Annotated in this window: 17 protein-coding genes, 2 pseudogenes and 1 riboswitch; of the genes and pseudogenes, 8 read left to right on the forward strand and 11 right to left on the reverse strand. The window is 73.7% G+C overall.

From position 1 onward, the window contains the following. Window positions 1–27 precede the first annotated feature (27 nt). From IW245_RS06590 to IW245_RS06600, 3 genes are all read right to left on the reverse strand, one after another. On the reverse strand, window positions 28–2,118 hold the full coding sequence (locus tag IW245_RS06590; protein ID WP_197002306.1) for a hypothetical protein: 2,091 nt from the start codon (window positions 2,116–2,118) through the stop codon (window positions 28–30). 229 nt (window positions 2,119–2,347) lie between these two features. Then, window positions 2,348–3,655: a cytochrome P450 gene (locus tag IW245_RS06595; RefSeq protein ID WP_231398684.1), complete on the reverse strand. Its 1,308-nt coding sequence runs from the start codon at window positions 3,653–3,655 to the stop codon at window positions 2,348–2,350. A gap of 56 nt (window positions 3,656–3,711) precedes the next feature. Next, window positions 3,712–4,812, reverse strand: coding sequence for a substrate-binding domain-containing protein (locus IW245_RS06600; RefSeq protein ID WP_197002307.1), 1,101 nt, complete (start codon window positions 4,810–4,812; stop codon window positions 3,712–3,714). Window positions 4,813–5,115: 303 nt separating this feature from the next. On the opposite strand from IW245_RS06600, the gene IW245_RS06605 reads away from it, so the two are divergent. Further along, complete coding sequence (locus tag IW245_RS06605; RefSeq protein WP_197002308.1) at window positions 5,116–5,634, forward strand: RNA polymerase sigma factor; 519 nt, start codon at window positions 5,116–5,118, stop codon at window positions 5,632–5,634. Further along, entirely contained in the window at window positions 5,627–6,808 is a 1,182-nt protein-coding gene (locus IW245_RS06610) for a WD40/YVTN/BNR-like repeat-containing protein (RefSeq protein WP_197002309.1), read from the forward strand. The genes IW245_RS06605 and IW245_RS06610 overlap by 8 nt, the downstream gene beginning before the upstream one ends. Before the next feature lie 595 nt (window positions 6,809–7,403). Here IW245_RS06610 and IW245_RS40350 read toward each other — a convergent pair. Further along, a pseudogene (locus IW245_RS40350) lies at window positions 7,404–7,946 on the reverse strand (GNAT family N-acetyltransferase); the annotation flags it as partial. A 49-nt stretch (window positions 7,947–7,995) separates the two neighbouring features. Here IW245_RS40350 and IW245_RS06620 point away from each other — a divergent pair. The 3 genes from IW245_RS06620 (at window position 7,996) to IW245_RS06630 (ending at window position 10,813) form a co-directional block, all read left to right on the forward strand. Continuing rightward, on the forward strand, window positions 7,996–8,595 hold the full coding sequence (locus IW245_RS06620) for a TetR/AcrR family transcriptional regulator (RefSeq protein WP_197002311.1): 600 nt from the start codon (window positions 7,996–7,998) through the stop codon (window positions 8,593–8,595). 169 nt (window positions 8,596–8,764) lie between these two features. Then, the gene (locus IW245_RS06625; RefSeq protein WP_197002312.1) at window positions 8,765–9,742 is read left to right on the forward strand and encodes an asparaginase; all 978 of its coding nucleotides are present in this window, start codon (window positions 8,765–8,767) and stop codon (window positions 9,740–9,742) included. A gap of 75 nt (window positions 9,743–9,817) precedes the next feature. Beyond that, a complete protein-coding gene (locus IW245_RS06630; protein ID WP_233472585.1) occupies window positions 9,818–10,813 on the forward strand; it encodes a carcinine hydrolase/isopenicillin-N N-acyltransferase family protein in 996 nt (331 codons plus the stop codon). Between the two features lie 57 nt (window positions 10,814–10,870). Here IW245_RS06630 and IW245_RS06635 read toward each other — a convergent pair whose 3' ends face one another. The 3 genes from IW245_RS06635 to IW245_RS06645 all read right to left on the reverse strand — a co-directional run bounded on the left by IW245_RS06635 (window position 10,871) and on the right by IW245_RS06645 (window position 13,952). Beyond that, window positions 10,871–11,998, reverse strand: coding sequence for a phosphoribosylaminoimidazolecarboxamide formyltransferase (locus tag IW245_RS06635; RefSeq protein WP_197002313.1), 1,128 nt, complete (start codon window positions 11,996–11,998; stop codon window positions 10,871–10,873). Window positions 11,999–12,023: 25 nt separating this feature from the next. Beyond that, a riboswitch (ZMP/ZTP riboswitch) is annotated at window positions 12,024–12,109 on the reverse strand. Between the two features lie 52 nt (window positions 12,110–12,161). Beyond that, on the reverse strand, window positions 12,162–13,667 hold the full coding sequence (locus IW245_RS06640) for a GGDEF domain-containing protein (protein ID WP_197002314.1): 1,506 nt from the start codon (window positions 13,665–13,667) through the stop codon (window positions 12,162–12,164). Window positions 13,668–13,712: 45 nt separating this feature from the next. Beyond that, window positions 13,713–13,952 (reverse strand): hypothetical protein, encoded by a 240-nt coding sequence (locus tag IW245_RS06645; RefSeq protein ID WP_197002315.1) that lies wholly within the window; start codon window positions 13,950–13,952, stop codon window positions 13,713–13,715. A gap of 87 nt (window positions 13,953–14,039) precedes the next feature. On the opposite strand from IW245_RS06645, the gene IW245_RS06650 reads away from it, so the two are divergent. Continuing rightward, window positions 14,040–14,993, forward strand: coding sequence for a GlxA family transcriptional regulator (locus IW245_RS06650; protein WP_197002316.1), 954 nt, complete (start codon window positions 14,040–14,042; stop codon window positions 14,991–14,993). Here the strand turns inward: IW245_RS06650 and IW245_RS40355 are convergent. Both IW245_RS40355 and IW245_RS42090 read right to left on the reverse strand, forming a co-directional pair. Continuing rightward, entirely contained in the window at window positions 14,963–15,481 is a 519-nt protein-coding gene (locus IW245_RS40355) for a DUF3626 domain-containing protein (protein ID WP_233472576.1), read from the reverse strand. The genes IW245_RS06650 and IW245_RS40355 overlap by 31 nt on opposite strands. Next, window positions 15,439–15,759 (reverse strand): annotated as a pseudogene (locus tag IW245_RS42090) (DUF3626 domain-containing protein); the annotation flags it as partial. The gene IW245_RS40355 and the pseudogene IW245_RS42090, both read right to left, overlap by 43 nt. 220 nt (window positions 15,760–15,979) lie before the next feature. On the opposite strand from IW245_RS42090, the gene IW245_RS06660 reads away from it, so the two are divergent. Then, the gene (locus tag IW245_RS06660) at window positions 15,980–16,921 is read left to right on the forward strand and encodes an NADP-dependent oxidoreductase (protein ID WP_197002317.1); all 942 of its coding nucleotides are present in this window, start codon (window positions 15,980–15,982) and stop codon (window positions 16,919–16,921) included. Window positions 16,922–16,985: 64 nt separating this feature from the next. Here IW245_RS06660 and IW245_RS06665 read toward each other — a convergent pair whose 3' ends face one another. Both IW245_RS06665 and IW245_RS06670 read right to left on the reverse strand, forming a co-directional pair. Continuing rightward, window positions 16,986–18,206: an alpha/beta hydrolase gene (locus IW245_RS06665; protein WP_197002318.1), complete on the reverse strand. Its 1,221-nt coding sequence runs from the start codon at window positions 18,204–18,206 to the stop codon at window positions 16,986–16,988. Between the two features lie 73 nt (window positions 18,207–18,279). Continuing rightward, on the reverse strand, window positions 18,280–18,732 hold the full coding sequence (locus IW245_RS06670) for an Lrp/AsnC family transcriptional regulator (protein ID WP_197002319.1): 453 nt from the start codon (window positions 18,730–18,732) through the stop codon (window positions 18,280–18,282). Window positions 18,733–19,039: 307 nt separating this feature from the next. Here IW245_RS06670 and IW245_RS06675 point away from each other — a divergent pair, with 307 nt between their 5' ends. Continuing rightward, entirely contained in the window at window positions 19,040–21,307 is a 2,268-nt protein-coding gene (locus IW245_RS06675; RefSeq protein WP_231399378.1) for a thiamine pyrophosphate-binding protein, read from the forward strand. Window positions 21,308–21,370: the final 63 nt, after the last annotated feature.

Below are 21,370 nucleotides of genomic sequence, written 5' to 3' on the forward strand. Positions count from 1 at the left end.
GTACGAGGGGCCCGGCCACCGGCACTGTCAGGTCGTGGTGACCGTGAGGGTGTCGATCAGGAAGTCGGTCCGCAGGGACGCGTCCTCCACGCTGACGAACTTCAGGGTCACCGTCCTGCCCCGGTAGTTGCCGAGGTCGACCGTGCGGTAGACGTACCCGGTGCTGGGGTTGGTGTTCGACCAGGTGGCCAGGGTCGTGGTGGTCGTGCCGTCGACCACCTGCACCTTGAGGGTGTCGTAGACGGTCGGCTCGGTCTCCTGGGTGACGATCCGCAGGTAGTAGCCGAGCGTCGCGGAGGCGCCCGTCGGGACCGCGAACGACTGGGACAGGGTGTCGGTGTTGGTGGTGCCGTTGCCGCCCATCCGCGCGTACCAGGAACCGGTCTGCGCCGGGTAGGTCGTCGAGTTGGTGACCACGCCGCCGGTGATGGTCCAGTTCGCGGTGCCGCTCTCGAAGCCGCCGTTGGCCAGCGGGCCGCCGGGCGGGGCCAGCCGGTAGTCGATCGTGTGGGTCCAGACCAGGTCGCGGGTGGCAGCCGTGGTGCTCAGCCCGGTCAGCGGCCGGTCGTCGTTGAACTCCTCCCGGAACGAACTCGACCGGTACTGCCGCATGTTCGCGAACGTGCCGGCCGGCCCGCCGTCCACCTGCCGCCACAGGTCGATCAGGGAACCCGCGACCCGGCACTCGACCTGGTCGCCGTCCTCCACATTGGTCCGGCTGGCCGGCTGGGACGGGTCGAACGGCGTGGTGGTCATCATGTCGATGAAGGCGCCGTTGGGCCAGTAGAACATGCCGTCGCCCTTGGTGTAGCCGGCGATCGCGTTGGCGAAGCCCTCGGTCCAGGCGCAGCTCGGTCCCGACCGCTTGTGCAGGTAGTGCGGCGAGGGGCAGTCGGAGGACGGCCACCAGCCGGCGTAGAGCAGGTCCATGAAGTGGTGCCCGGACTCGTGCAGCACCAGGTGCTCGGAGTCGGGGTCGGCGTCCATCAGCGCCACGTACTTTCCGCTCGGGCTGAAGTACGTGCCGTCGGTGCTGCCCGGCTGCCAGTGGATCGTGATCCGCGAACAGTTGCCGGTCTCGCGCGCGGTCCAGCAGTTCGTGCCCGAGGCCCGGATGCCCCACAGCAGGTTCAGCGTGTCGAAGGCGTGCCAGCCCCGCATCTGGGTACTGCCGGGCGAGGTCGTGCCGAAGTCCGCGTCCCCGGCCGGCACGTTGCTCTTCGCGGCCGTGGTCACGGTGTACGCCGCCGAGCCGGCGTTGTCGGTGACCCGCCACAGACTCGAGTCGGAGGTGAACCTCACCTGGAGCGAGGCCATCTGGGTGACCGGTGAGGTGAAGCACAGAGAGTACCGGCCGTCGGTGCCGGTCAGCCCGGACGCCCAGGTCTGCGCGTTACCCGAGGAGGTGGACTTCCCGGTCACGGCGACCGGGATGTTGCGGCCTGCGAGCCACGTACCCGTCTTGTCGGTGAACGTGAACTGCCCCTTGGCGCAGATCTGCCCGGCCAGGGCGGCGGTCGGCGGGGCCAGCGGGAGGGCGTGTCCGTTGGCGGCCGGGCGGGCGTCGACGGTCACGGCGGCGCTGTCGGTGCCGACGAGGCCGGCGTGGGAGCCGCCGGCCCGGTCTCCCACGGTGAACACGGTCGTCGCGTGGGCGGACCGCTCCTGGTCGGGGTGCGCGGCGTCGGTCACGTCGGCCTGGATCTGGGCCGGGCCGGGGGCCACGGCCGTGACCCGCAGGGTCAGGGTCCGCCCCCGGGTCGGCAGCGTGAACGTCCGCTCGGCGACCTGGTCCAGGCCGACCCGTCGCGGGGCGGACAGGCCCGCGCCGGTCGCGAGGGTCAGGGTGGGGGACAGCCGGACGGCCAGCCGGGCGGCGTCGACCGGGACCTGGGACCGCAGCCGGATCCGCAGGGCTGCGGACTCGCCCACGGCCGGCAGCCGGTCCAGGGCCACGTCGGCGGCGACGCAGCTGGGGGCCGCCTCTCCGCCGGTGGCGTTCGAAGGGGTGAAGGCGCAGGCGGAGGGGGACTGCGCCTGGGCCGTCGTGGCCGGGGACAGGGCTGCGGCGAGGGCGAGTACGACGCCCACGGGTAGCAGTAGTCGTGAGGGGTGCATGAGGGGACCTCTCTCGACGGTCCGGGTCGGACACCCGGGCCGTGACGAACTGTTCGGAGGAGGTCAGCTTCCCCGAGCCATCGACCGGATGCAATATCACACCTCAGTCGTCCACTGGGGGCGGCCATAAGTGAACACGGTGGACCACGCCCCTGACCTGTGGGTTCGAGTGTTTTCCACAGGTGGTGGCGATCGGTTCACACGGGGCGGTTGTGAAAATCCTCCCGGGTCAGCGCGCGGTCAGGCGCACCGGCAGCCGCTTGAGTCCGTTCTGGAACGTCGAACGCAGCCGCACCGGCTCCCCGGCCGCCTCCACCGCCGCGAACCGGTCCAGCAGCGCCCCGAACATCGCCGCCATCTGGTGCCGGGCCAACGCCGCGCCCAGACAGAAGTGCGGCCCGTGCCCGAAGGCCAGATGGTCCGCGCCGGGCCGGTCCAGGCGGAACTCCGCCGGGGCCGCGAACACCCGGGGGTCGCGGTTGGCGGCCGAGAACCACACCACCACCTTGTCGCCGCGCCGGATCGCCACCCCGCCCAGCTCGGCGTCGCGGGTGGCGGTGCGCCGGAAACACATCACCGGCGTCCACCAGCGCAGCATCTCCTCCACGGCCGCCGGCAGCAGCGACCGGTCGGCCGCCAGCCGTTCCCACAACCCGGGCTGGGCGAGCAGCGCCGCCATCCCGCCGGGGATGCCGTTGCGCAGCGTCTCGTTGCCGGCGACGGAGAACAGCCAGAACAGGTTCTCGAACTCCGCGACGCTGACCCGGCCGCCCTCCTCGTCCACCTGGCCCAGCAGCACGGACATCACGTCCGGCCCGGGGGAGCCGCGCCGGTGCTCGGCGAGGGCGTGGGCGTAGGCGTACAGGTCGGGGATGCCGGTGCGGGTGCGCGGGTCGGGCATCCGGCCGTCGGGGTCGGGCACCGGGCGCACGGTGAGCGCGGCGCGGGCCATCGCGCTCAGCCCGTCGGCGCCCGACACGGTGTCGCTGGCGGCGTACTCCGGGTCCTGGAAACCGATCACCCGGTTGGCCCAGTCGTAGAGCAGCCGGCGGTCGCCGTCGGGCACGCCGAGAACGTCGGCGAGGACGAGCAGCGGAAGATCGGCCACCAGGGCCACGAAGTCGGCTTCCCCGCCGGCCTCCGTCGCCCGGTCGGCCAGCCGGCGGGCGTGCCCGTCCACGCGATCCCGCAGATTCGCGGTCGCCCGGGGCGTGAACGACCTGGTCAACAGGCCTCGGAGCCGGTGGTGGGCCGGCGGGTCCATGTTGAGCATCATCGCCCGCACGTACTCCAGGTCGGCCGGCGTGGCCGGGTCGCGGACCTGGGTGGCGCCCAGCCAGGAGCTGTACGTCGCCGGGTCGCGGAGCACCGCCCGGGTCTCCGCGTGCCTCCACACCGCCCAGAACCCGGGCCCGCCGTCCGGCTCGTCCACCCAACTGACCGGGGCGGCCTCGCGCAGCCGGTCGAGCTCCGCCCAGGGCATGCCCGCCGCGTACACGTCGGGATCGAGAACGCGCACCGCGTCGGAGACCGCCATGCCTGGCATCCTGCCATCCGCGCGGCGCCGGCGGGGACGTCGCGGGGTCGGGGCCGTCACCCGGCGGGCGCGGACTCCGGTCCGGCCGGCCGGGGCCGGGTGGTCGACGCGCGGACGATCACCCGAGGCAGGACGTGCACGTGCAGTGCGGCGCGCTCCGTCCGCCCACTGTGCAGCTTGCGCAGCAGGAACTCGACGGCGAGCCGGCCCACGTCCTCCCGGGCCGGGGCGACCGCGGTGAGCGGGATGTCCGCGAGGCCGGCGATCTCGTCGTTGTAGGCGACCACCGACAGGTCGTCGGGGACGACCATGCCCCGTTGGCGCGCCCGCTGCACCACCTGGATCGCGATGTCGTCGGGATGGGCGAGCACGGCGGTGACCCCGGAGGCGGCGAACGCGTCCATGATGAGGTCGAGGTCGCCGAGCAGTTCCTCGCGGGTGCGGTTCTCGTGGCGGGGCATCGCGTCGGCGAGGTCGAGGGCGCCCAACGCCGCGTCGTAGCCCAGGGTGATCCAGTCGCTGGTGGGCGACGCGCAGGTCATGAGGGCGACCCTGCGGTGGCCCAGCTCGGCGAGGTGCCGCATCGCCTGCAGGGCGCCGTGCTGGTGGTCGGACGCCACGAACTCCACCGGCCGCACGGCGGCGGGGGAGTGGTAGCGCTCGACGAACAGCACCGGCACCGGCAGGTCCGCGGTCCAGTCCAGCGCGGACGAGTGCCGGGAGAACGGTGCGCTCGGGGTGAGCAGCAGCCCGTCGATGCGCGCGTCGAGCAGCCGCTGGACGTTGAGCCGGTCGCCCTCGACGTTGTAGTCCGACACGGCCAGAACCAGCCTGATGTCGTGGGCCTGCGCCGCCCGGCGGGCCCCTTCGACGACCTCGCGGAAGTACTGGCTGGTGGCCGGGATCATCATGCCGATCGTCGGCCGCCGCCCCGTGATCACCGGCGGTTCCGTGCCCGTCGCGGTCCCGCGCAGCGCGAGCGGCGGAACCGCGCCCCCGTGCACCCGGGAGATCAGGCCGCGGTGCTCGAGCTCGGCGAGGTCGCGCCGGACGGTGATGGGTGAGACGCCGAGCTGGGTGACGAGGTCGGCCACGCGCACGGAACCGTCGCGACGCAGGGCGAGCAGGATCGCCTGATGGCGTCGAACGGCTTCCACGGGGGCTCCTTCCGGCGCGGGCGCGCGGCCCGTGTCCGCAGGGACGGGTGCCGGTCCGTGCGGTGTCGCCGGAGCGTAGGCCCGTGGTGGCCGGCGGGCAAGGACTCGACCGCACATCGATCAAACATGACCATCGAAGGTCAGACAACGATGGATCAATCGGGCCCTGACGTGCTGAAACCAGCCCTGTGATCGGTCGTGATCGGTTGACGGGGGCCGGCGTCGAGTCGACGCGACGCAGACGGGTGCAACCCGATGGCCCGCCCGCTGGTCTACTGTGCGACGCCGTCGAGGGGAGAACAGATGGACGCGACCGAGGCCGTCCGGCAGGCGTACCACGCGCACTACCGCCGGCTGGTGGCGCAGCTATACGGACTGACGGGGAGTTTCCCGGAGGCCGAGGACGTCGTGCAGGAGGCGTACGCGCGGGCGCTCGCCCGGCCGGCGACGTTCCTGGAGGTGGCCAACCCGGAGGGCTGGCTGCGGACGACGGCATTCAACGTGGCGCGCAACCGGTACCGCAGAAGGTGGCTCTTCGACCAGTTGGCCCGCAGCCGCCGGATCGGCGTCGCCGACCCGGTGCCGGGCGTGTCCCCCGACCGGGTGGCGCTCGTCGCGGCGCTGGGTCGGTTGAACCGGGTCACCCGCGAGACCGTCGTCCTGCACCACCTGGCGGACCTGAGCGTCGAGGCGGTGGCCGCGAACCTGGGCATCCCCGTCGGCACGGTCAAGGCCCGACTGTCCAGGGGCCGGGCCCAACTCGCCCGGTACCTGTCGGAGGACGCCACCCCATCACCCGTGAGGAGGAGCAGCAATGTCTGAACTGGACTTCGTCGGGCTGCGGTCCGACGCCGAGTACGCCGCCCGCCCACCGGAGTTCGCCACTGTCACCCGGCGGACCCGCGCCGTCCGCCGCCGCAGGGCCCTCGTCCTCGGCGGGGTGTTCGTGGGCGTGGCCGCCCTGACCGGTGCGATCGCGGCGGTCACCCACCGGGATCCGGTGCCGACCGTGGTCGGGGTCGACGAGACCCCGCGGGCGGCGGAGGGCCTGAACCTGGGCATGGTCCCGACGGTCGAGGGGTACGGCGACCACCTGTACGCGTTCAAGGACGGCCGGCTCTGGGCCACCGAGGACCGGGGTGCCACCTGGCTGGAGCGCACCGCGCCCGGAGTGGACGTCGTGCGGGTCCTCGGGCCGAACCTCGTGATCGGCGGCCCCGGGGCCCACCCGCTGGGCGAGCAGCCGTCCGCCGCCGGTTACCAGGTCAGCGTCGACGGGGGGCGGACCTGGATGCCGTTGCGGGAGTCGGGCCGGCCGGTCGCCGCCGTACCCGAGGGCACCCGGCCGGTGAGCTGCGACGATCTCCGCAAGGGCTGCCGGGTGCGGGTCGTCGACCCGGTCACCGGCATCCTGTCGACCCTTGCCGCGCAGCCCCGCCTCGACGGCCTGACGATCGACCCGTCGTCGACCGGGGCCGGGCTGTGGGCCGCCGGGTTCGATCCGGGCACCCACAAGGCCGCCATCGCGACCAGCGCCGACAGGGGAACGACCTGGTCGATCACCGTGCTGGCCGCCGAGGAGCCCCGGACCGCACCGGTGCCGGTGAACATGCCGTACCTGGCCAGCTTCGACGGCCGGACCGGGTACGCGACGTTCGTGGGCGACGGCGGTCCGGTCCGGGTGTACCGCACCGCCGACGGCGGCCGGACGTGGCACCGCGCGGCGGCGGCGATGCCCGGTGGGGCGTACCTGCTCGGCCCGTACTCCGTCGCCACCGCCGACGGGACGCACCTGATGGCGGTCCAGCTCGGGACGGGCACCGGCTACCTCGCCAGCCCCGACGGGGAGACCTACCAGGTGCGGGAGGTCGCCGGGCTGCCCGGGCTGGGCGCCGCGCCGCGGTTCCTCGGACCGGGCCGGCTCGCGGCCGGCACGCCGCGTGCGATGTACCTGTCCGATGACGGGGTGACCTGGCGCGGGATCACCCTGCCGTAGTCCCTCACCCCGACGAACGCGGCGACCACGCACCCCGGCCCCGCGATCGAGGGTGGCGACCCGGGGCGCCGGTCCGGGGCGGACGCTCCGACCGGCCGCCCCGGCACTCGGGGCCGGGGCGGAACACGGTACGAGCCACCCGCCACCCACGGCATCGGGGAATCCTCCCGAGCGCCTACACGTCGTCCCACGCCAACGAACTCATCCTCCAACCGGCGGCCGTCCGGACGAACTGGGTGGTCTTGTGGCCGGAGCCCTCGAACCACGCGCCGTCGAGGAATCCGGACTTACGGTAGTGGCTGAACCGGTGCGCCACCGACCCGAAGATCTCGGTCCGCTCGGAGACCTCCCATTCGGAGAACTCCGTCAATGTGCCGTCGGTGAGGATCTTCTCCCGGGGCGCGATGAACGCGTCGAGGTCGTACACCACGGGTGTGGCTCCCACGTTGCTGATGATCCGGCCCTGCGGGAGGAACACCTCGCGGATGACGTCGACATTCGGCCGGGTGCCGCCGGTGTTGGTGAACGCGCCGAGGAAGGCGCGCGTCAGCTGGTCGAGCTCGGCCTTGACGTCGGCCTCCCCGTGGACGGCGGTCGCGGGCCACTCGTCGGCGAGGATCGACCAGACCTGCTTGTCGTGCCGGAGCCCGTCGGCACCCGTGAAGTATTGCCGCAGGGTGCCGTCCAGGCTCATGCCCAGCCGCTGGGCGACCCTGACGCTGCGCGCGTTGTCGGGAAGGGTGCGCCACTCGGCGCGGGTCAGGCCCCGTACCCGGAACGCCCAGTCGATCATCATGCGCACCACCTGGATGATGAGCCCCCGTCCCTCCGCGGCCGGTTCGAGCCAGCAGCCGATCTCGCACACCCCGAGGGCGGCGTCGAAGCTGACGAACATGGTGCCGCCGACGAGGGTGCCGTCGAGCCAGATGCCGTAGATGCGCCGTCGGTCCGCCGCCGCCTCGTCGGCGTAGCGCTGGAGCACCGCCCGGGCGGCGGGGAGATCGGCGGCGACGAAGCCCGGGCCGACCCACGGTGCGATGTGGGTGCGGGCGCGGTCGATGTGGGCCAGGAACTCCTCGGCGTGCCGCGGCTCGAGCGCGCGCAGTTCGGCGTCGGCGCGCAGCGGGGTGGTGAACATTGGGCCCTCCATTTACATAACGACTGTTGCGCGAATGTATCCTGGCGATATGCCACGCCACAAGGGAGATCACGAGGCCCGCCGCCGCGACGTGTCCGGGGCCGTGTGGCGGGTGCTGGCCGCGCGCGGGTTCGGCGGCCTGACCCTGCGGGCGGTCGCCACCGAGATGGGCGCGACGACCGGCCTGCTCACGCACTACTTCCCCAACAAACAGGACCTGCTCGCCCACGCGCTGACCCTGCTCGACGAGCGCCGGGCGACCCGGCCGAGGCGCGTGGCGGCCCCGGCGGCCGAAGGGCTGGCCGCCCTGCGCGCCGCGCTTCTGGACATCCTCCCGCTGACGCCGGAGGCCGCGGCCGACAACCGGATCTGGGTCAGCTCCTGGGACGCCGCGCTGGCCGACCCGGACCTCGCGGCCGGGCACGCCGACCGGTACGGGCGCTCGCGCGAGCGGATCCGCCGGCACGTGGCGGCGGCGCAGGGCCTCGGGGAGTTGCCGTCGGGGGATCCGGACGACCTCGCCGCCGCGATCCAGTCGTTCGTGCTCGGGCTCATCGTGCAGGCGCTGCTCGGGGCGGAGGCTTTCCCGCCGGAGCGGCAGATCCGACTCCTGGACCGCTACCTGGCTGCGCTCACGACCCCGTGCTGACCTCGGGTGGAGGCGTTTCGCGGCCGGACGTCGGTCCGCTTCCGCCGGGGCGCCGGTGGCCGCCTCCGGCGCGCAGGGGTCGTCCGGTTCCGGTGTGGCCGGTGGCGCGGGGTGGCCCAGGTAGCATGGCCGCCGCGACAGTCGGAGCGTCACCACGGAGGTCCCGGGAATGAGTGTGGCGTTCTTCGCCCTCGGCGGCACGATCTCGATGGCCGGCGCCGCCGGTGAGGTCGTCACCCGGCTGAACGCCGCGGCGCTGGCCACCGGCGTGCCGGGGCTGGCCGAGCTGGGCGTGGGCCTCGACGTGCACGACATCGAGGCGGTGCCGAGCGCCAACCTGACCTTCGCCCATATCCTCGACCTCGTCGACCGGGCCACGGACGCGGTGGCCGGGGGCGCCAGCGGCGTGGTCGTCACCCAGGGCACCGACACGATGGAGGAGACGGCGTTCCTCGCCGACCTGGTGTGGGCCCTTCCCCAACCGCTCGTGTTCACGGGCGCGATGCGCAACCCGACCCTCGCCGGCCCGGACGGCCCAGCCAACCTGCTGGCCGCCGTCGCCGTCGCCGCGGATCCCCGGGCGCGTGACCTGGGCGCTCTCGTGGTGTTCGCCGACGAGATCCACGCCGCCAGGTGGGCGCGCAAGACGCACAGCACGAGTACCGCGACCTTCGCCTCCCCGAACGCCGGCCCACTCGGGCACGTGGTCGAACGCCAGGTCCGCGTCCTGACCCGCCCACCCCGGCACCCGCCCCTGCGCCGCCCGGATCCGCACGCGCTGCCCGACGTCCGCGTCGCGCTGCACACGGTCACGTTCGACGACGGGGACAGCCTTCCGGCGTACGCCGACACCCACCACGGACTCGTCGTCGCGGGCTACGGCGCGGGACACGTCCCGTCCGCCCTCGCGGCGCACCTGGGGGAACTCGCGCGGCGCGTCCCGGTGGTCCTCACCTCGCGCACCGGGGCCGGTTCGGTGCTGTCGAACACCTACACGTCGGTCGGCTCGGAGACGGATCTCCTTCGCCGGGGGCTGATCAACGGCGGTTTCCTGCATCCGCACCAGGCACGGGTGCTGCTGCGGACCCTCGTCGCGGCCGGAGCGGGGGTCGCCGAGATCCGTCAGGTGTTCGCCGAGCGGGGGTGACGCGCGGCTAGGGCCGAGGCCGGCCTCCATGCCACCAGGGACCCGTTCGCGCGTTTCCGGGTTACCGTCGAAGGCGTGCGCATCGTGCTGGCGGGTCTCCTGGTGCTGGTCCTCGGCGGATGCGCGGCGGCACCCGCGGAACACGCCGCGCCCGGGCGGAGCACGTCGTCGGCGTCCCGGCAGACCCCGTCGGAGGTCGACGCCACGCTGGCCAGCCTGCGCCGGGTCGACGACCTGCCGCTGTACGAGATGACCTACGTCGGCGACTACGACGCGCTCACCGGCGTCCCAACGGTCGCGGCGGCGAGCCCGTTCGGCTGCTCCCTGTTCGTCGCCTCCGGTGGTGCGGCACCGTTGTTCGGCCGCAACTTCGACTGGGAGCCGAACGCGGCGATGGTCCTGCACACCGCCCCGCCGGACGGGTACGCCGCGGTGTCGATCGTGGACCTGTCCTACCTCGGGGTGGGGCGCGGCGATGACCTGGTCCGGGCGCCGAAGACCCATGGGGAGCTGCTCAACGCCCCGCTGCTGCCGTTCGACGGCATGAACGAGCGCGGCCTGGCGGTCGGCCTGGCCGCCGACGACTCCGGTCGCGCCGGACGGGAGGCTGGCCGGCCCACGGTCGGGGGCGTGCGGGTCCTGCGGCTGATCCTGGACCACGCGGCGACCGTGGCGCAGGCTGTGGAGCTGCTCGGCGGGTACGACATCGACTTCTCCGGCGGACCGGCGTTGCACTACCTGTTCGCCGACGCGACGGGGGCCTCGGCGGTGGTGGAGTTCGTGGACGGCCGCACCGAGGTGTCGCGGGGCGGTCCACCGTGGCAGGCGCTCACGAACTTCCGGCTGGCGGGCTCGGACGTCGCGTCCCGCCAGAACGACCGGCGGTACGCGACGCTGCGGGCCGGCCTCGACCGGGCCGGGGGAGTGCTGACCCCCGACGCCGCGATGGGACTGTTGCGGTCCGTCGCCCAGCCGCACACCCGGTGGTCGGTGACCTACCAGCTCGACAGCCACGACGTGCGGGTGTCGACCGCCGCGCGGTGGGAGACTGTGCACTCCTTCCGGCTGTGAACCGCCACGGACCGCGGGCCCGGTACCCGGCGGGGCCCGGCGCCGTACCGGGAGGATCTAGTGGTGGAAGAGGCGGATGCCGGTGCGGGTGAGCGTGATGCCGTGTTCGCGGCAGGCGTCCTCGACCTCCGCCGAGCGGGCCGACCCGCCCGGCTCGGCGATGTGGTCCACGCCGTGCCGGTGGGCGTGGTCGACGTTGTCCCGGAACGGCAGCGCCCCGTCGGAGACGAACGCGACGCCGCGCCGCGCCGCCAGCCACGCCCGGCGGTCCCCGGCCGCGAACTCCGGCGCCGGCGTGGCCAGCGCCGCTGCCAGTCGCGCGTCCTCGTCCGGGGTCAGGCCGCCCTCCAGGTAACGGATCTGCCAGTTGATCCTGTCCTGTCGGCGGACGCCCGGCCGGAAGTCCAGGCCCCGGACCGCCGGATGGCGGCGCAGCCACCACGTGTCGGCCTTCGCGCCCGCCAGCCGGGTGCAGTCCACCCGGGACTGCTGCCCGGCCCCGATGCCGAGGGTCGCCCCGTCGCGCAGATAGCACACGGAGTTGGACTGGGTGTACCGCAGGACGATCAGGCCCAGCAGCAGGTCCCCGGCGGCGGAGGAGGAGAGGTCCAGCGCGGTGGTGAGGGGGACGCTGTCGCGTTCCTCGGTGAACCGCAGGCCGAACACCTCCCGCGACTCCAGCACCGGTGCCGTGAACGCCGGGTCGGCCTGCAGGACCAGGAAGCGGCCGTTCTTCTTCCCGGCGAGGGTCGCGACGGTGCCGGGCTCGTAGCCCGGGGCGATCACCCCGTCACACACGACGCGGGACAGCAGGTCGGCGAGTTCGGTGTCGACCGGGTGCGAGACGGCGGCCAGGTCGCCGTACGAGGACTTCGGGTCGGCGTCGCGGGCCCGCACGTACGCGCTGGTGACCGCGCCGACCCGGTCCAGGCCGTACAGCCCGGACGTGACCTCGTCGACCGGGCCCGCCATGGCGGCGCCGGCGGGTGAGACGTGTTTGAAGGACGCCGCGGCCGGTCGGCCCAGGGTCCGGGCCGCCTCGCTGACCAGCTGCCAGCCGTTGAGCGCGTCGAGCAGGTTGATGGCGGACGGGGTGCCGTTGAGCACCCGGACCGGCCACCGGCCGGGCTGCACCGGGGTGACGGTCGCGGCCTGGTGCGGATTGGTGCCGTAGCGCAGGTCCATGTGGGGACTCCTCAGTCGGGACTGACGGAGGCGCCCAGGCGGTCGACGCTCACGCGGGAAGGCTGGCCGCTCCCCGGTGGTGGTCCACCTTCGCCAGTCGCGACCAGTGCCGATGCTACCGCCCGCCGCCCGCGTGGCAATGCCCTGACCGGCGCGGAAGCGCTCAGGCGGGCCGGGCCCGCGCCTTCATCTGGTACATCGCCCGGTCCGCCCGGTCGATCGCGCACGTCAGCCCGCTGTCGGTGAGGTGCGACCAGCCGATCGCGAGGTTCAGCGCGCTGTCGGGGACCAGAGAGTTCCAGTCCTCGGCGGCGACGGCCTCGTGGATCCGGCTGCCGGTGGCCCGCGCGCCCGGCAGGTCGACGTGCGGCAGGACCAGGACGAACTCGTCGCCGCCGTACCGGGCCGCGAAGCCCTGGCCGACCGCGCGGGTCAGCACCCCGGCCAGGCGCTGCAGGACGAGGTCGCCGGCGAGGTGGCCGTAGCGGTCGTTGACGGCCTTGAAGCCGTTGAGGTCGGCCACCCCGACCGTGGCGGGGGTGCCGGCGGCGAGCAGTCCGGCGGCGTACTCGTGCAGCCGCCGCCGGTTGGGCAGCCCGGTCAACGGGTCGGTGAGGGCCGCGTCGGCGTACCGGTCGGCGACCCGGCGCAGGTTCTCGTGGTCGATCCGGGCGGCCACCCCGTCCACGAACAGTGCCGACAGCGGGTCGAGCGCCAGGTGCACCGCCCTGCTGGCCGCGCGTTCGGCGGCGATCGCCAGGGGCAGCCGGCCGGCGAGGGAGTGCGCGAGGGCCGACAGCCGGTGGGCCTCGGCGACCCCGAACGTGGCGGGGTGCACCGGTCCGGCCTCCAGCAGGGCGAGCGCGGCGTCGCCGTCCCCGGCCGCCAGCTCGGCGCACACCGGGGTCAGCGCCCGGATCGTCCGTTCGTCCGCGTCGTGTCCGACGCCGTCGAGCAGCCCGCTGAGGTCGGGGACGCTGGGGACGCCGAGCGCGGACAGCCGGGCGGCGGCGTACGCGATGTGCGCGCGGTCCACCGACCACGCCGGCGCGACGCCCCGCCCGAAGTCGTCGACGACCTTGCGGAGCAGCCGGACGGCGGTGGCCGTGTCGCCCCGGTGGTCGACGGCGACGGCGTGGCGGACCCTGATCTGCGCGCCGGTCTCCTCGTCGCTGAGGCCCAGTTCCGTGTACAGCGCGTTGGCGCGCTCCACGGCGTCGAGTGCCTGGGCGTGCAGCCCGGCCTGCGAGCAGCCGAGGGCGAGGTCGTACCAGGCGTCGGCCGCGCCGACCCAGGACGGCGCGGAGTCGAGGTGGCGCCGGCTGTACTCGAAGTGCCGGACGCACCGCTCCATGGCGCCGTGCAGGCAGGCGACGGAGCCGGCGATGGCGTGCAGTTCCCCGGCGACCGTGGCGTCGTCCACTTCGGCGAGCAGGGCGAACGCGCGGTCCAGCACGGGCGTGTACCCGGAGAGGTCGCCGACGTTGATCATCGCGCCGAGTTCGAAGGCGAGCGCCTGGGCGACGATGACGGGGGCGGTCGCGCGGTCGGAGATCCGCCGGGCCTCGGCGAGGGCCGCCTCGGACCGGCCCTGCTGCATCAGCGCCCGCAGCTGGCCGTAGACCGCATGGTGATCATGCGGTCCTTCGGTGGATTCGTCCTCGTGCACCGCATCCATATACCACAGCTGATGGGCGCGGGAGGCCCGGTGTCCTCATCGGACGGGGTGCGCCGTCCGGCCGACGCGGGCCCGCGCGGCGGCCCGGCCCCCGGCGTCGCCGTCGGAGGTGGGGTCGAGCGCGGCGAGGTCGGCGTCGACCCGTTCGGTGTCGCGGTCGGCGACGGCGGGGCCGCTGCCGGTGGGGCCGGGGAGCGGGCGGGTGCGGTGGTGCTGGACCTGGAGCCCGTAGGTGACGAGGGCCAGCAGGGCGAGGGTGGCGAGTACGGCTGTCATGGCTCTAAGTATTCGCCCGTCGATTTCCCGCCAACAGTGGCAGGATTGCCGTTGTGCATCAAAATCCTGCCAGGTAGGGTTGGGGTCATGTTGAGGACCATCGCCGTCGTGATCATGGACGGCGTCGCGCCGTTCGAGCTCGGCCTCCTGTGCGAGGTCTTCGGCATCGACCGCACCGACGACGGGGTGCCGCCGTTCGACTTCCGGGTCTGCGGCGAGCGGGCCGGCGAGCCGCTGCGCACCGGCGTCGGCATGCTCGTCACCCCGGAGTACGGCCTCGACGCGCTCGTCCACGCCGACCTCGTCGCCGTCCCGGCGCACGCCATCGCCGACGACTACCCGCCGGCCGTCCTGGCCGCCCTGCGCGCCGCCGCCGACCGGGGCGGCACCCTGGTCTCGGTGTGCAGCGGCGTGTTCGTCCTCGGCGCCGCCGGCCTGCTCGACGGCCGCGCGTGCACCACCCACTGGCGGCACGCCGGGGAGCTCGCCCGGCGTTTCCCCGAGGCCAGGGTCGACCCCGACGTCCTGTTCGTCGACGACGGCACCATGGTGACCAGCGCCGGCACCGCCTCGGGCATCGACGCGTGCCTGCACGTGGTCCGCCGGGAGCTCGGCTCGGGGGTGGCCAACGCCATCGCCCGGCGGATGGTGGTCGCCCCGCAGCGCGAGGGCGGCCAGCGGCAGTTCGTGGAGCTGGCCATTCCCGAGTGCACCGGCGACAGCCTCCAGCCGCTGCTCGCCTGGATGCTCGAGCACCTCGACACAGAGCACTCCGTGGCCGACCTCGCGCACCGGGCCATGCTGTCCGAGCGCACATTCGCCCGCCGGTTCGCCGCCGAGACCGGCACCACCCCGGGCCGGTGGATGGCGCTGCAGCGGGTGCTGCACGCCCGCCGGCTCCTCGAGGAGACCCAGTTGTCGGTGGAGGAGGTCGCGCACGTCTGCGGCTTCGGCACGGCCGCGCTGCTCCGGCACCACTTCAACAGGATCGTCGGGGTGGCGCCGAAGGACTACCGCCGGTCGTTCGCCAGCGTGCCGTAGCGCACGAGGCAGTGCCACAGCTGCTTGACGTACTGCAGCGTCTCCGCCTGGTCCCCCCACTCCGTCCACAGGTCCGGGGTGGTCACCACCGAGCGGGCCGCGACGCCGAGCACGGCGGCGTCCAGCACGCCGGACGGCGCGTGGTCGCGGAGGATCCGCGCCGCGAGGGGCCGCATCACGGGACCCCGGAAGTCGACGGGTACGGCGTCAGCCGTCAACGTGAAGCCGCCGTGCCACTCGACAGCGATCCCGCACCGGTCGGCCAGCGCGACCAGCCGCTTCCCGGATTCCGTGCCGTCGAAGGAGGGGTCCAGGACCAGGGCCTCCGCGTCGGTGGCGAGGTCGACCGTGCCGTGTACCTGGGCCTCGATGTAGTCGTCGAGAGCCCGCCCGGGCTCGCCGCCGCCGCCAGGACACCGTAGGTGGGCCGCTCCGCCGCGAGAACCCCCGGAGCCTGGTACGCGCCGCCGAACAGGCGCTTCTCCCACCCGTCGCGCTCGCCACCCGGGTACGCGGTCAACCCGCCGTTGGACACACCGGTCTCGAACTGGCTCCGGTACCGGCCGTCGGCGGCCAGGCCCTCCGCCACGGTCCGCCCGTCGGCGAGCAGCCGGTCGGGGTGGAAGTTCAGCGTGATCCGGCCGTGGGCCGCGACGGCGGCGAGCAACGCGGCGGAATCCGGGAGCACCCGGTCGCGGCGGACGAGGGATCGGACGTCGTCCAGCGCCGCACGCTGCGCGGCGGTCAGTCGGGCGGCCTGCTGCATCGGGGCAGTATCCGGGGCGGCGGCGCGGACCGGCAATCGAATTGCGCCCGCCGGCGACCCCGTCGGCCAGGATCGGCGCTGGTGATCCAGGCGGCGCGACGGGCGGGCCCGCACCGCGCGACGATCCGAGCTGGGTGCCCGCGTGCCACGGCGGGTTCCGGGGTCGGCGGTCGGGAGAGGCGGCTAGATTTCTGGGGGAAGCCACCCACAGGAGGTCGTCGTGCGCGCTGTCGCGGTGTCGGAGTTCGGGGCGACCCCCGAGATCATGGAGCTGCCCGTCCCGGAGCCCGGCCCCGGCCAGGTCCAGGTCCGGATGCGTGCCGCCGGGCTCAACCCGTTCGACTGGAAGGTCGCCGACGGGGTGCTGGGCGGCAAGGTGCGGCACCGGTTCCCGCTGGTGCTCGGCGGGGACGGCGCGGGCGAGGTGGCGGCGCTCGGCGGGGGCGTCACCGGATTCGCGGTCGGCGACCTGGTGTTCGGCCTGTTCATGCGGCTGAGGGACGGCGGCGGCTCGTACGGCGAGTACGCGGTCGCCGACGCCGTGGGCCTCGCCCGGATTCCCGACGGGGTGGCGGTCACCGACGCGGCGGCGTTGCCGATGGCCGGGACCACCGCGCTCAACCTGGTCGCGGAGGCGGGGGTCGCGCGGGGCCAGACGGTCCTGGTCGTCGGGGCGACCGGCGGGGTCGGCACGTTCGTCGTCCAGTTGGCCGCCGCGCGCGGCGCGCACGTGATCGCCACCGCCCGGCCGGACGCCGCCGACGCGGTGACGGCCCTCGGGGCGGCGGAGACCGTGGACCACTCGGCGGGGCCGGTGGCGGCCCAGGTGCTGGCCCGGTACCCGCATGGTGTCGATGTTCTGATCGACGTCGCCAGTGACCATGCCGGCCTGGTGGCGGTGGCCCCGGCGGTCCGCTGGGGCGGGGTGGTCGGGGCGAGCACGTGGGCCGTGGACCCCGAAGCCCTCGCCGCCCGCGGCATCCGGGGCTTCAACCTGGACAACCGGCCCACCGCCGCAGACCTGGGCCAGGTGGCCGACGAGGTGGCCGCGGGCCGGCTGCGGGTCGCCATCGAGAGCGTCGTGCCCCTGGAGGAGGCCCCGGCGGCGCTGGCCCGCAGTCGCGCCGGCTCGGCCCGCGGCAAGACGGTCATCACGATCTGAGCGCCGGGTGCACCCCCGGGGCGTCCGGCTCGGGGGGTGGGTCGGGCGCGCCCTGCTGTCGGGGTCACCGTGCCGGTGACGTCACATATTTCCCGAGGAACCGTTCCAGCGCGTGCCGGGTGATCTGGGTGCCCCAGCCGCCCCACTGGAAGTCGTAGCCGTGGTCGGTCATCGGCAGCGTGATCAGCTCCTGCGGCACGCCGGCCGCCTCCAGCTTCACCGACAGCCGCACGGTCTGGGTCTCCGGGTCGACCAGCGCGTCGTGCTCGCCGTGCACCAGCAGGGTCGGCGGCAGCTTGCCGCGCACGTAGGACACGGGGGAGGCGATCCGGTAGGCGTCGGCCGCCGTGCCGGGGGTGCCGCCGGTGAACTTCTCCACCGCGTCGCGGGTGTACCCGCCCAGCGAGTTGTCGTGCCACCCCGCGACCAGGTCGGTCGCCGGGTACAGGCCCACGACGGCCTTCACCGACGAGTCCGGCGCGGGGCAGCTCGGCGGCAGGGCGGCGTCCCCGACGCTGTAGGCGGCCAGCAGCGCCAGGGTGCCGCCCGCCGACTCGCCCATCAGGACGATCCGGGTCGGGTCGATCCCGTACTGCTCGGCGTGCGCGCGGACCCAGCCGATCGCGCACTTCACGTCGCCGGCGGCCTGGTTCCACCGGGGCGGCGGGGCCAGCCGGTACTGGACGTCGAACACCGCGTACCCGTGCTCGTTGAGCCATCCGTTCCACTTCGGGTACTGGCCCTGCTGGCCGGAGACGAACGCCCCGCCGTGCACGGCGACCACGACCGGCGCGGGCCGGGCGGCGGACCGGGGCGGCAGCCACACGTCGAGGGGCAGCTCGCGGCCCTCCACCGTGGCGTACGTGACCGTGCGGGCCGGGTCCGGCTTACCGAGGTTGAGCCCACCGGTGAAGTAATCGCGCACGGACAGGTGGGCGCCGGTGAGGTGCGCCGTGATCAGCAGGTTCGCGGTCGGCAGCAGACCGGCGATCATGGCCAGCAGGGCGACGAAGGTGACGGTCCACGCGAGCCGGCGGCGCTGCACCGCGCGCAGTGCCAGGGCCAGCAGCAGGCACACGACGGCGAGTACCACGACGTACAGCGCGTACTCGCTGGTCACGAGGTAGGTCTTCCAGGCCCAGCCCGCCGGGGGCAGCGGGGCCCACAGGGCGACGAGGGCCGCGACGAGGACCAGGGTCAGGGTGACACTCAGGACGACGACGGTCCGGCCGCCGTGCGACAGGCGTGCGGGCTTCGGGTGCGGCGGGGCTTCGAGCTGTTGCATGTCGTCCTCCCCGGGACGCTCCAGGTTGGCCTCCCCAGCATGCCACCGGCACCGGCACCGGGCGGAGGTTTCGCTACAGCGGAAGTCCGCCCCGGTCCTTGAGCCGCTTCATCGTGATCTGAGAGTTGATCTTCGTGACGCCGGGCAGGGAGGTCAGCCGCTCGATGCACAGCACCTCGTAGGCGCTGATGTCGGCGACGGCGACCCGCAGCAGGTAGTCGGGCACCCCGAACAGCCGGTAGGCCTCCACCACGTCCGGGATGCCGTCGAGCCCCTCCTCGAACGCCGTGATCGTGTCGCGGTCCTTGGCCTGCAGCTCGATGGTCGCGAACACCTCGAAGCCCCGGCCGACGGCGGCGGGGGCGATCACGGCCCGGTACCCGGCGATGATCCGGTCGTCCTCCAGTTGCCGCACCCGGCGCAGGCACGGCGAGGCGCTCAGGCCGACCCGGTGCGCGAGGTCGGCGTTGGTCAGTCGGCCGTTGTCCTGGAGTTCGCGCAATATTCTGCGGTCGATGCTGTCCACGGCGTCATTATCTACCACCACGACACCCCGGGAGGGGCAAGAACGATCACATATTGCGCCCGGTACCCGGTAGTCTGTCCGCATCACGGTCCTGGGGTTCGTGGAGCGCACCCCGGGACCTTGACATCTTTGAAGAGTGCACCCACTCGCTCCGGGGCGGGCCTGCCGGCGTCACGAGCGCCCCAGGCCCGGCCCCGTCTCGCAATGTGAAACGCTGTTGTCGAAGCGTAGAGAAGAGTGGGGTTCGCGCGTGAATATCGAGGTTCTGAACGAGGTCTCCCGACGGGTGCTGTGGCTCGCCGTGCGGATGGTCGACGCGGCCAACCGGGAGCGCGACACCGGCGACGGGGTCAAGGTCGGCGGCCACCAGGCGTCCTCGGCGTCCCTGACCAGCGTGCTGACCGCGTTGTACCTGCACCACCTCGACGCCGCCGACAAGGTCAGCGTGAAGCCGCACGCCTCGCCGGTGTTCCACGCGATCCAGTACCTGCTCGGCAACCTGGACCGCAAGTACCTGACCACGCTGCGGTCGCGCGGCGGGCTGCAGTCCTACCCGTCGCGGACCAAGGACCCCGACGAGGTGGACTTCTCCACCGGCTCCGTCGGCCTGGGCGCCGCCGCCCCGCTGTTCGCCGCCGTCACCCGGCGCTACGTCGACGCGCACTTCGGCGAGCGGCCGAACTCCCGGTTCGTCGCGCTGATCGGCGACGCCGAACTCGACGAGGGCAACATCTGGGAGGCCATCGTCGATCCGGCCACCACCGGGCTCGGCAACGTGATGTGGGTCGTCGACTTCAACCGGCAGTCCCTCGACCGGGTCGTCCCCGGCATCCAGATCGACAAGTGGCGCGGCCAGTTCGACGCGGCCGGCTGGCACGTCGCCGAGGTCAAGTACGGCCGCAAGTTGCAGGCCGCGTTCGCCCAGCCCGGCGGCGAGGTGCTGCGGACCTGGCTCGACGCGATGCCCAACGAGCAGTACCAGTCGCTGTTCGCCCTGTCCGGCGAGGAGCTGCGGATCCGGTTCCTCGACGGGGCCCCCGCCGGGGTCGCAGAGTTCGTCGCGGGCGTCGAGGACCTCTACACCCTCGTCACCGACCTCGGCGGGCACGACATCGGCGCGCTGATCGACGCGTTCGAGGCCGCCGACGGGGAAAAGGACCGGCCGAGCGTCGTGTTCGCGTACACCGTGAAGGGCTGGGGTCTGCCGCTCGCCGGCAATCCGCGCAACCACTCCGGCCTGCTCACCGGCGAGCAGGTCGCCGGGCTGCGCGCCGAGGTCGGCCTCGACGAGACGAACGAGTGGGACCGGTTCGACGCGGCCAGCCCCGCCGGCATCCTGTGCAACTCCCGCCGCGACGCGCTCGCCAAGCCGCCGCGCTCGGCGGCCCTCGGCGTGACCGTGCCCACGTCGACCGGGCTGCGCTCGGCCAAGCCGATGTCCACCCAGGAGGCGTTCGGCCGGATCCTCGTGGACCTGTCCCGCGACCCGGCCGTGGCCCCCTACCTGGTCACCACCGCCCCGGACGTGGCCACCTCCACCAACCTCGCCGGCTTCATCAACCGGACCGGCGTGTTCGCCCCCGAGCCGCGCAGGGCCTGGTCGGCCGACCCGCTCGTCAAGTGGTCGGAGGGCCCGACCGGCCAGCACCTGGAACTCGGCATCTCCGAGATGAACCTGTTCCTGCTGCTCGGCCAGCTCGGCCTGTCCTGGGACCTGTCCGGCCAGCCGCTGCTGGCCGTCGGCACGGTCTACGACCCGTTCGTGTGCCGGGGCCTGGACGCCTTCATCTACTCGGTGTACTCCGGCTCCCGCTTCGTCGTCGCCGGCACCCCCTCGGGCGTCACCCTGGCGCCGGAGGGCGGCGCGCACCAGTCGACGATCACCCCGTCGATCGGCCTGGAACTGCCGAACACGACGCTGATCGAGCCCGCGTACGCAGGTGCCCTGGACTGGCTGCTGTGCGACGCGTTCGGCAGGATCGCCGCCGGACCGTCGACCAACCCGACGGCCGGGCCGACCGAGGACGGGGCCTACTACTTCCGGCTCACCACCCGGCCGATCGACCAGGCCCCGTTCGCGGCTGCGAAGGAGCGCCTCGGCGAGGCGGTGCTGCGCCGGCAGGTCCTCGCCGGCGCGTATCCGCTGGTCGCCTCCACCGTCGCCGGCCCGACCGTCTACCTCGCCGCCACCGGCGCGGTGCTGCCGGAGACCCTGGCCGCCGCAGAGGAGCTCGCCGAGGAGGGCATCGCCGCGCACGTCGTGGACGTCACCTCCCTCGACCGGCTGTACTCGGCCTGGCAGCGCACCCTCCGCCAGGGCGTGCGCACCGCGACCACGCCCTCGGTGGCCGGGGCGCTGCGGGCGGCGTTCCCGACCCGCGCGCCGATCGTGACCGTGCACGACGGGGCCTCGCACGCGATGGCGTGGCTCGGCTCGGCGCTCGGGGTGCCGTGCGTGCCGCTGGGCGTGGACACCTTCGGCCAGTCCGGCACGGTCCAGGAGCTCTACGAGCTGCACGACCTGACCCCGGGCTCGATCGTGAACGCCGCGCTGGCGGCGCTGTCCCTGGGCTGATCCGGCCGACCGTCACGGGCCCGTCCGCCGTCGGCGGGTGGGACCGTGACGCGCCCTGGCCCC

This window comes from Longispora fulva (genome assembly GCF_015751905.1).
Classification (GTDB): domain Bacteria; phylum Actinomycetota; class Actinomycetes; order Mycobacteriales; family Micromonosporaceae; genus Longispora; species Longispora fulva.

Excerpts from the sequence above, each read along its gene's own strand:
- IW245_RS06620 (WP_197002311.1), top strand. The coding sequence starts at position 7,996 with ATGCCACGCCACAAGGGAGATCACGAGGCCCGCCGCCGCGACGTGTCC.
- IW245_RS06645 (WP_197002315.1), bottom strand. The coding sequence starts at position 13,952 with ATGACAGCCGTACTCGCCACCCTCGCCCTGCTGGCCCTCGTCACCTAC.
- IW245_RS06625 (WP_197002312.1), top strand. The coding sequence starts at position 8,765 with ATGAGTGTGGCGTTCTTCGCCCTCGGCGGCACGATCTCGATGGCCGGC.
- IW245_RS06635 (WP_197002313.1), bottom strand. The coding sequence starts at position 11,998 with ATGGACCTGCGCTACGGCACCAATCCGCACCAGGCCGCGACCGTCACC.
- IW245_RS06605 (WP_197002308.1), top strand. The coding sequence starts at position 5,116 with ATGGACGCGACCGAGGCCGTCCGGCAGGCGTACCACGCGCACTACCGC.
- IW245_RS06595 (WP_231398684.1), bottom strand. The coding sequence starts at position 3,655 with ATGGCGGTCTCCGACGCGGTGCGCGTTCTCGATCCCGACGTGTACGCG.
- IW245_RS06590 (WP_197002306.1), bottom strand. The coding sequence starts at position 2,118 with ATGCACCCCTCACGACTACTGCTACCCGTGGGCGTCGTACTCGCCCTC.
- IW245_RS06610 (WP_197002309.1), top strand. The coding sequence starts at position 5,627 with ATGTCTGAACTGGACTTCGTCGGGCTGCGGTCCGACGCCGAGTACGCC.
- IW245_RS06650 (WP_197002316.1), top strand. The coding sequence starts at position 14,040 with ATGTTGAGGACCATCGCCGTCGTGATCATGGACGGCGTCGCGCCGTTC.
- IW245_RS06675 (WP_231399378.1), top strand. The coding sequence starts at position 19,040 with ATGGTCGACGCGGCCAACCGGGAGCGCGACACCGGCGACGGGGTCAAG.
- IW245_RS06665 (WP_197002318.1), bottom strand. The coding sequence starts at position 18,206 with ATGCAACAGCTCGAAGCCCCGCCGCACCCGAAGCCCGCACGCCTGTCG.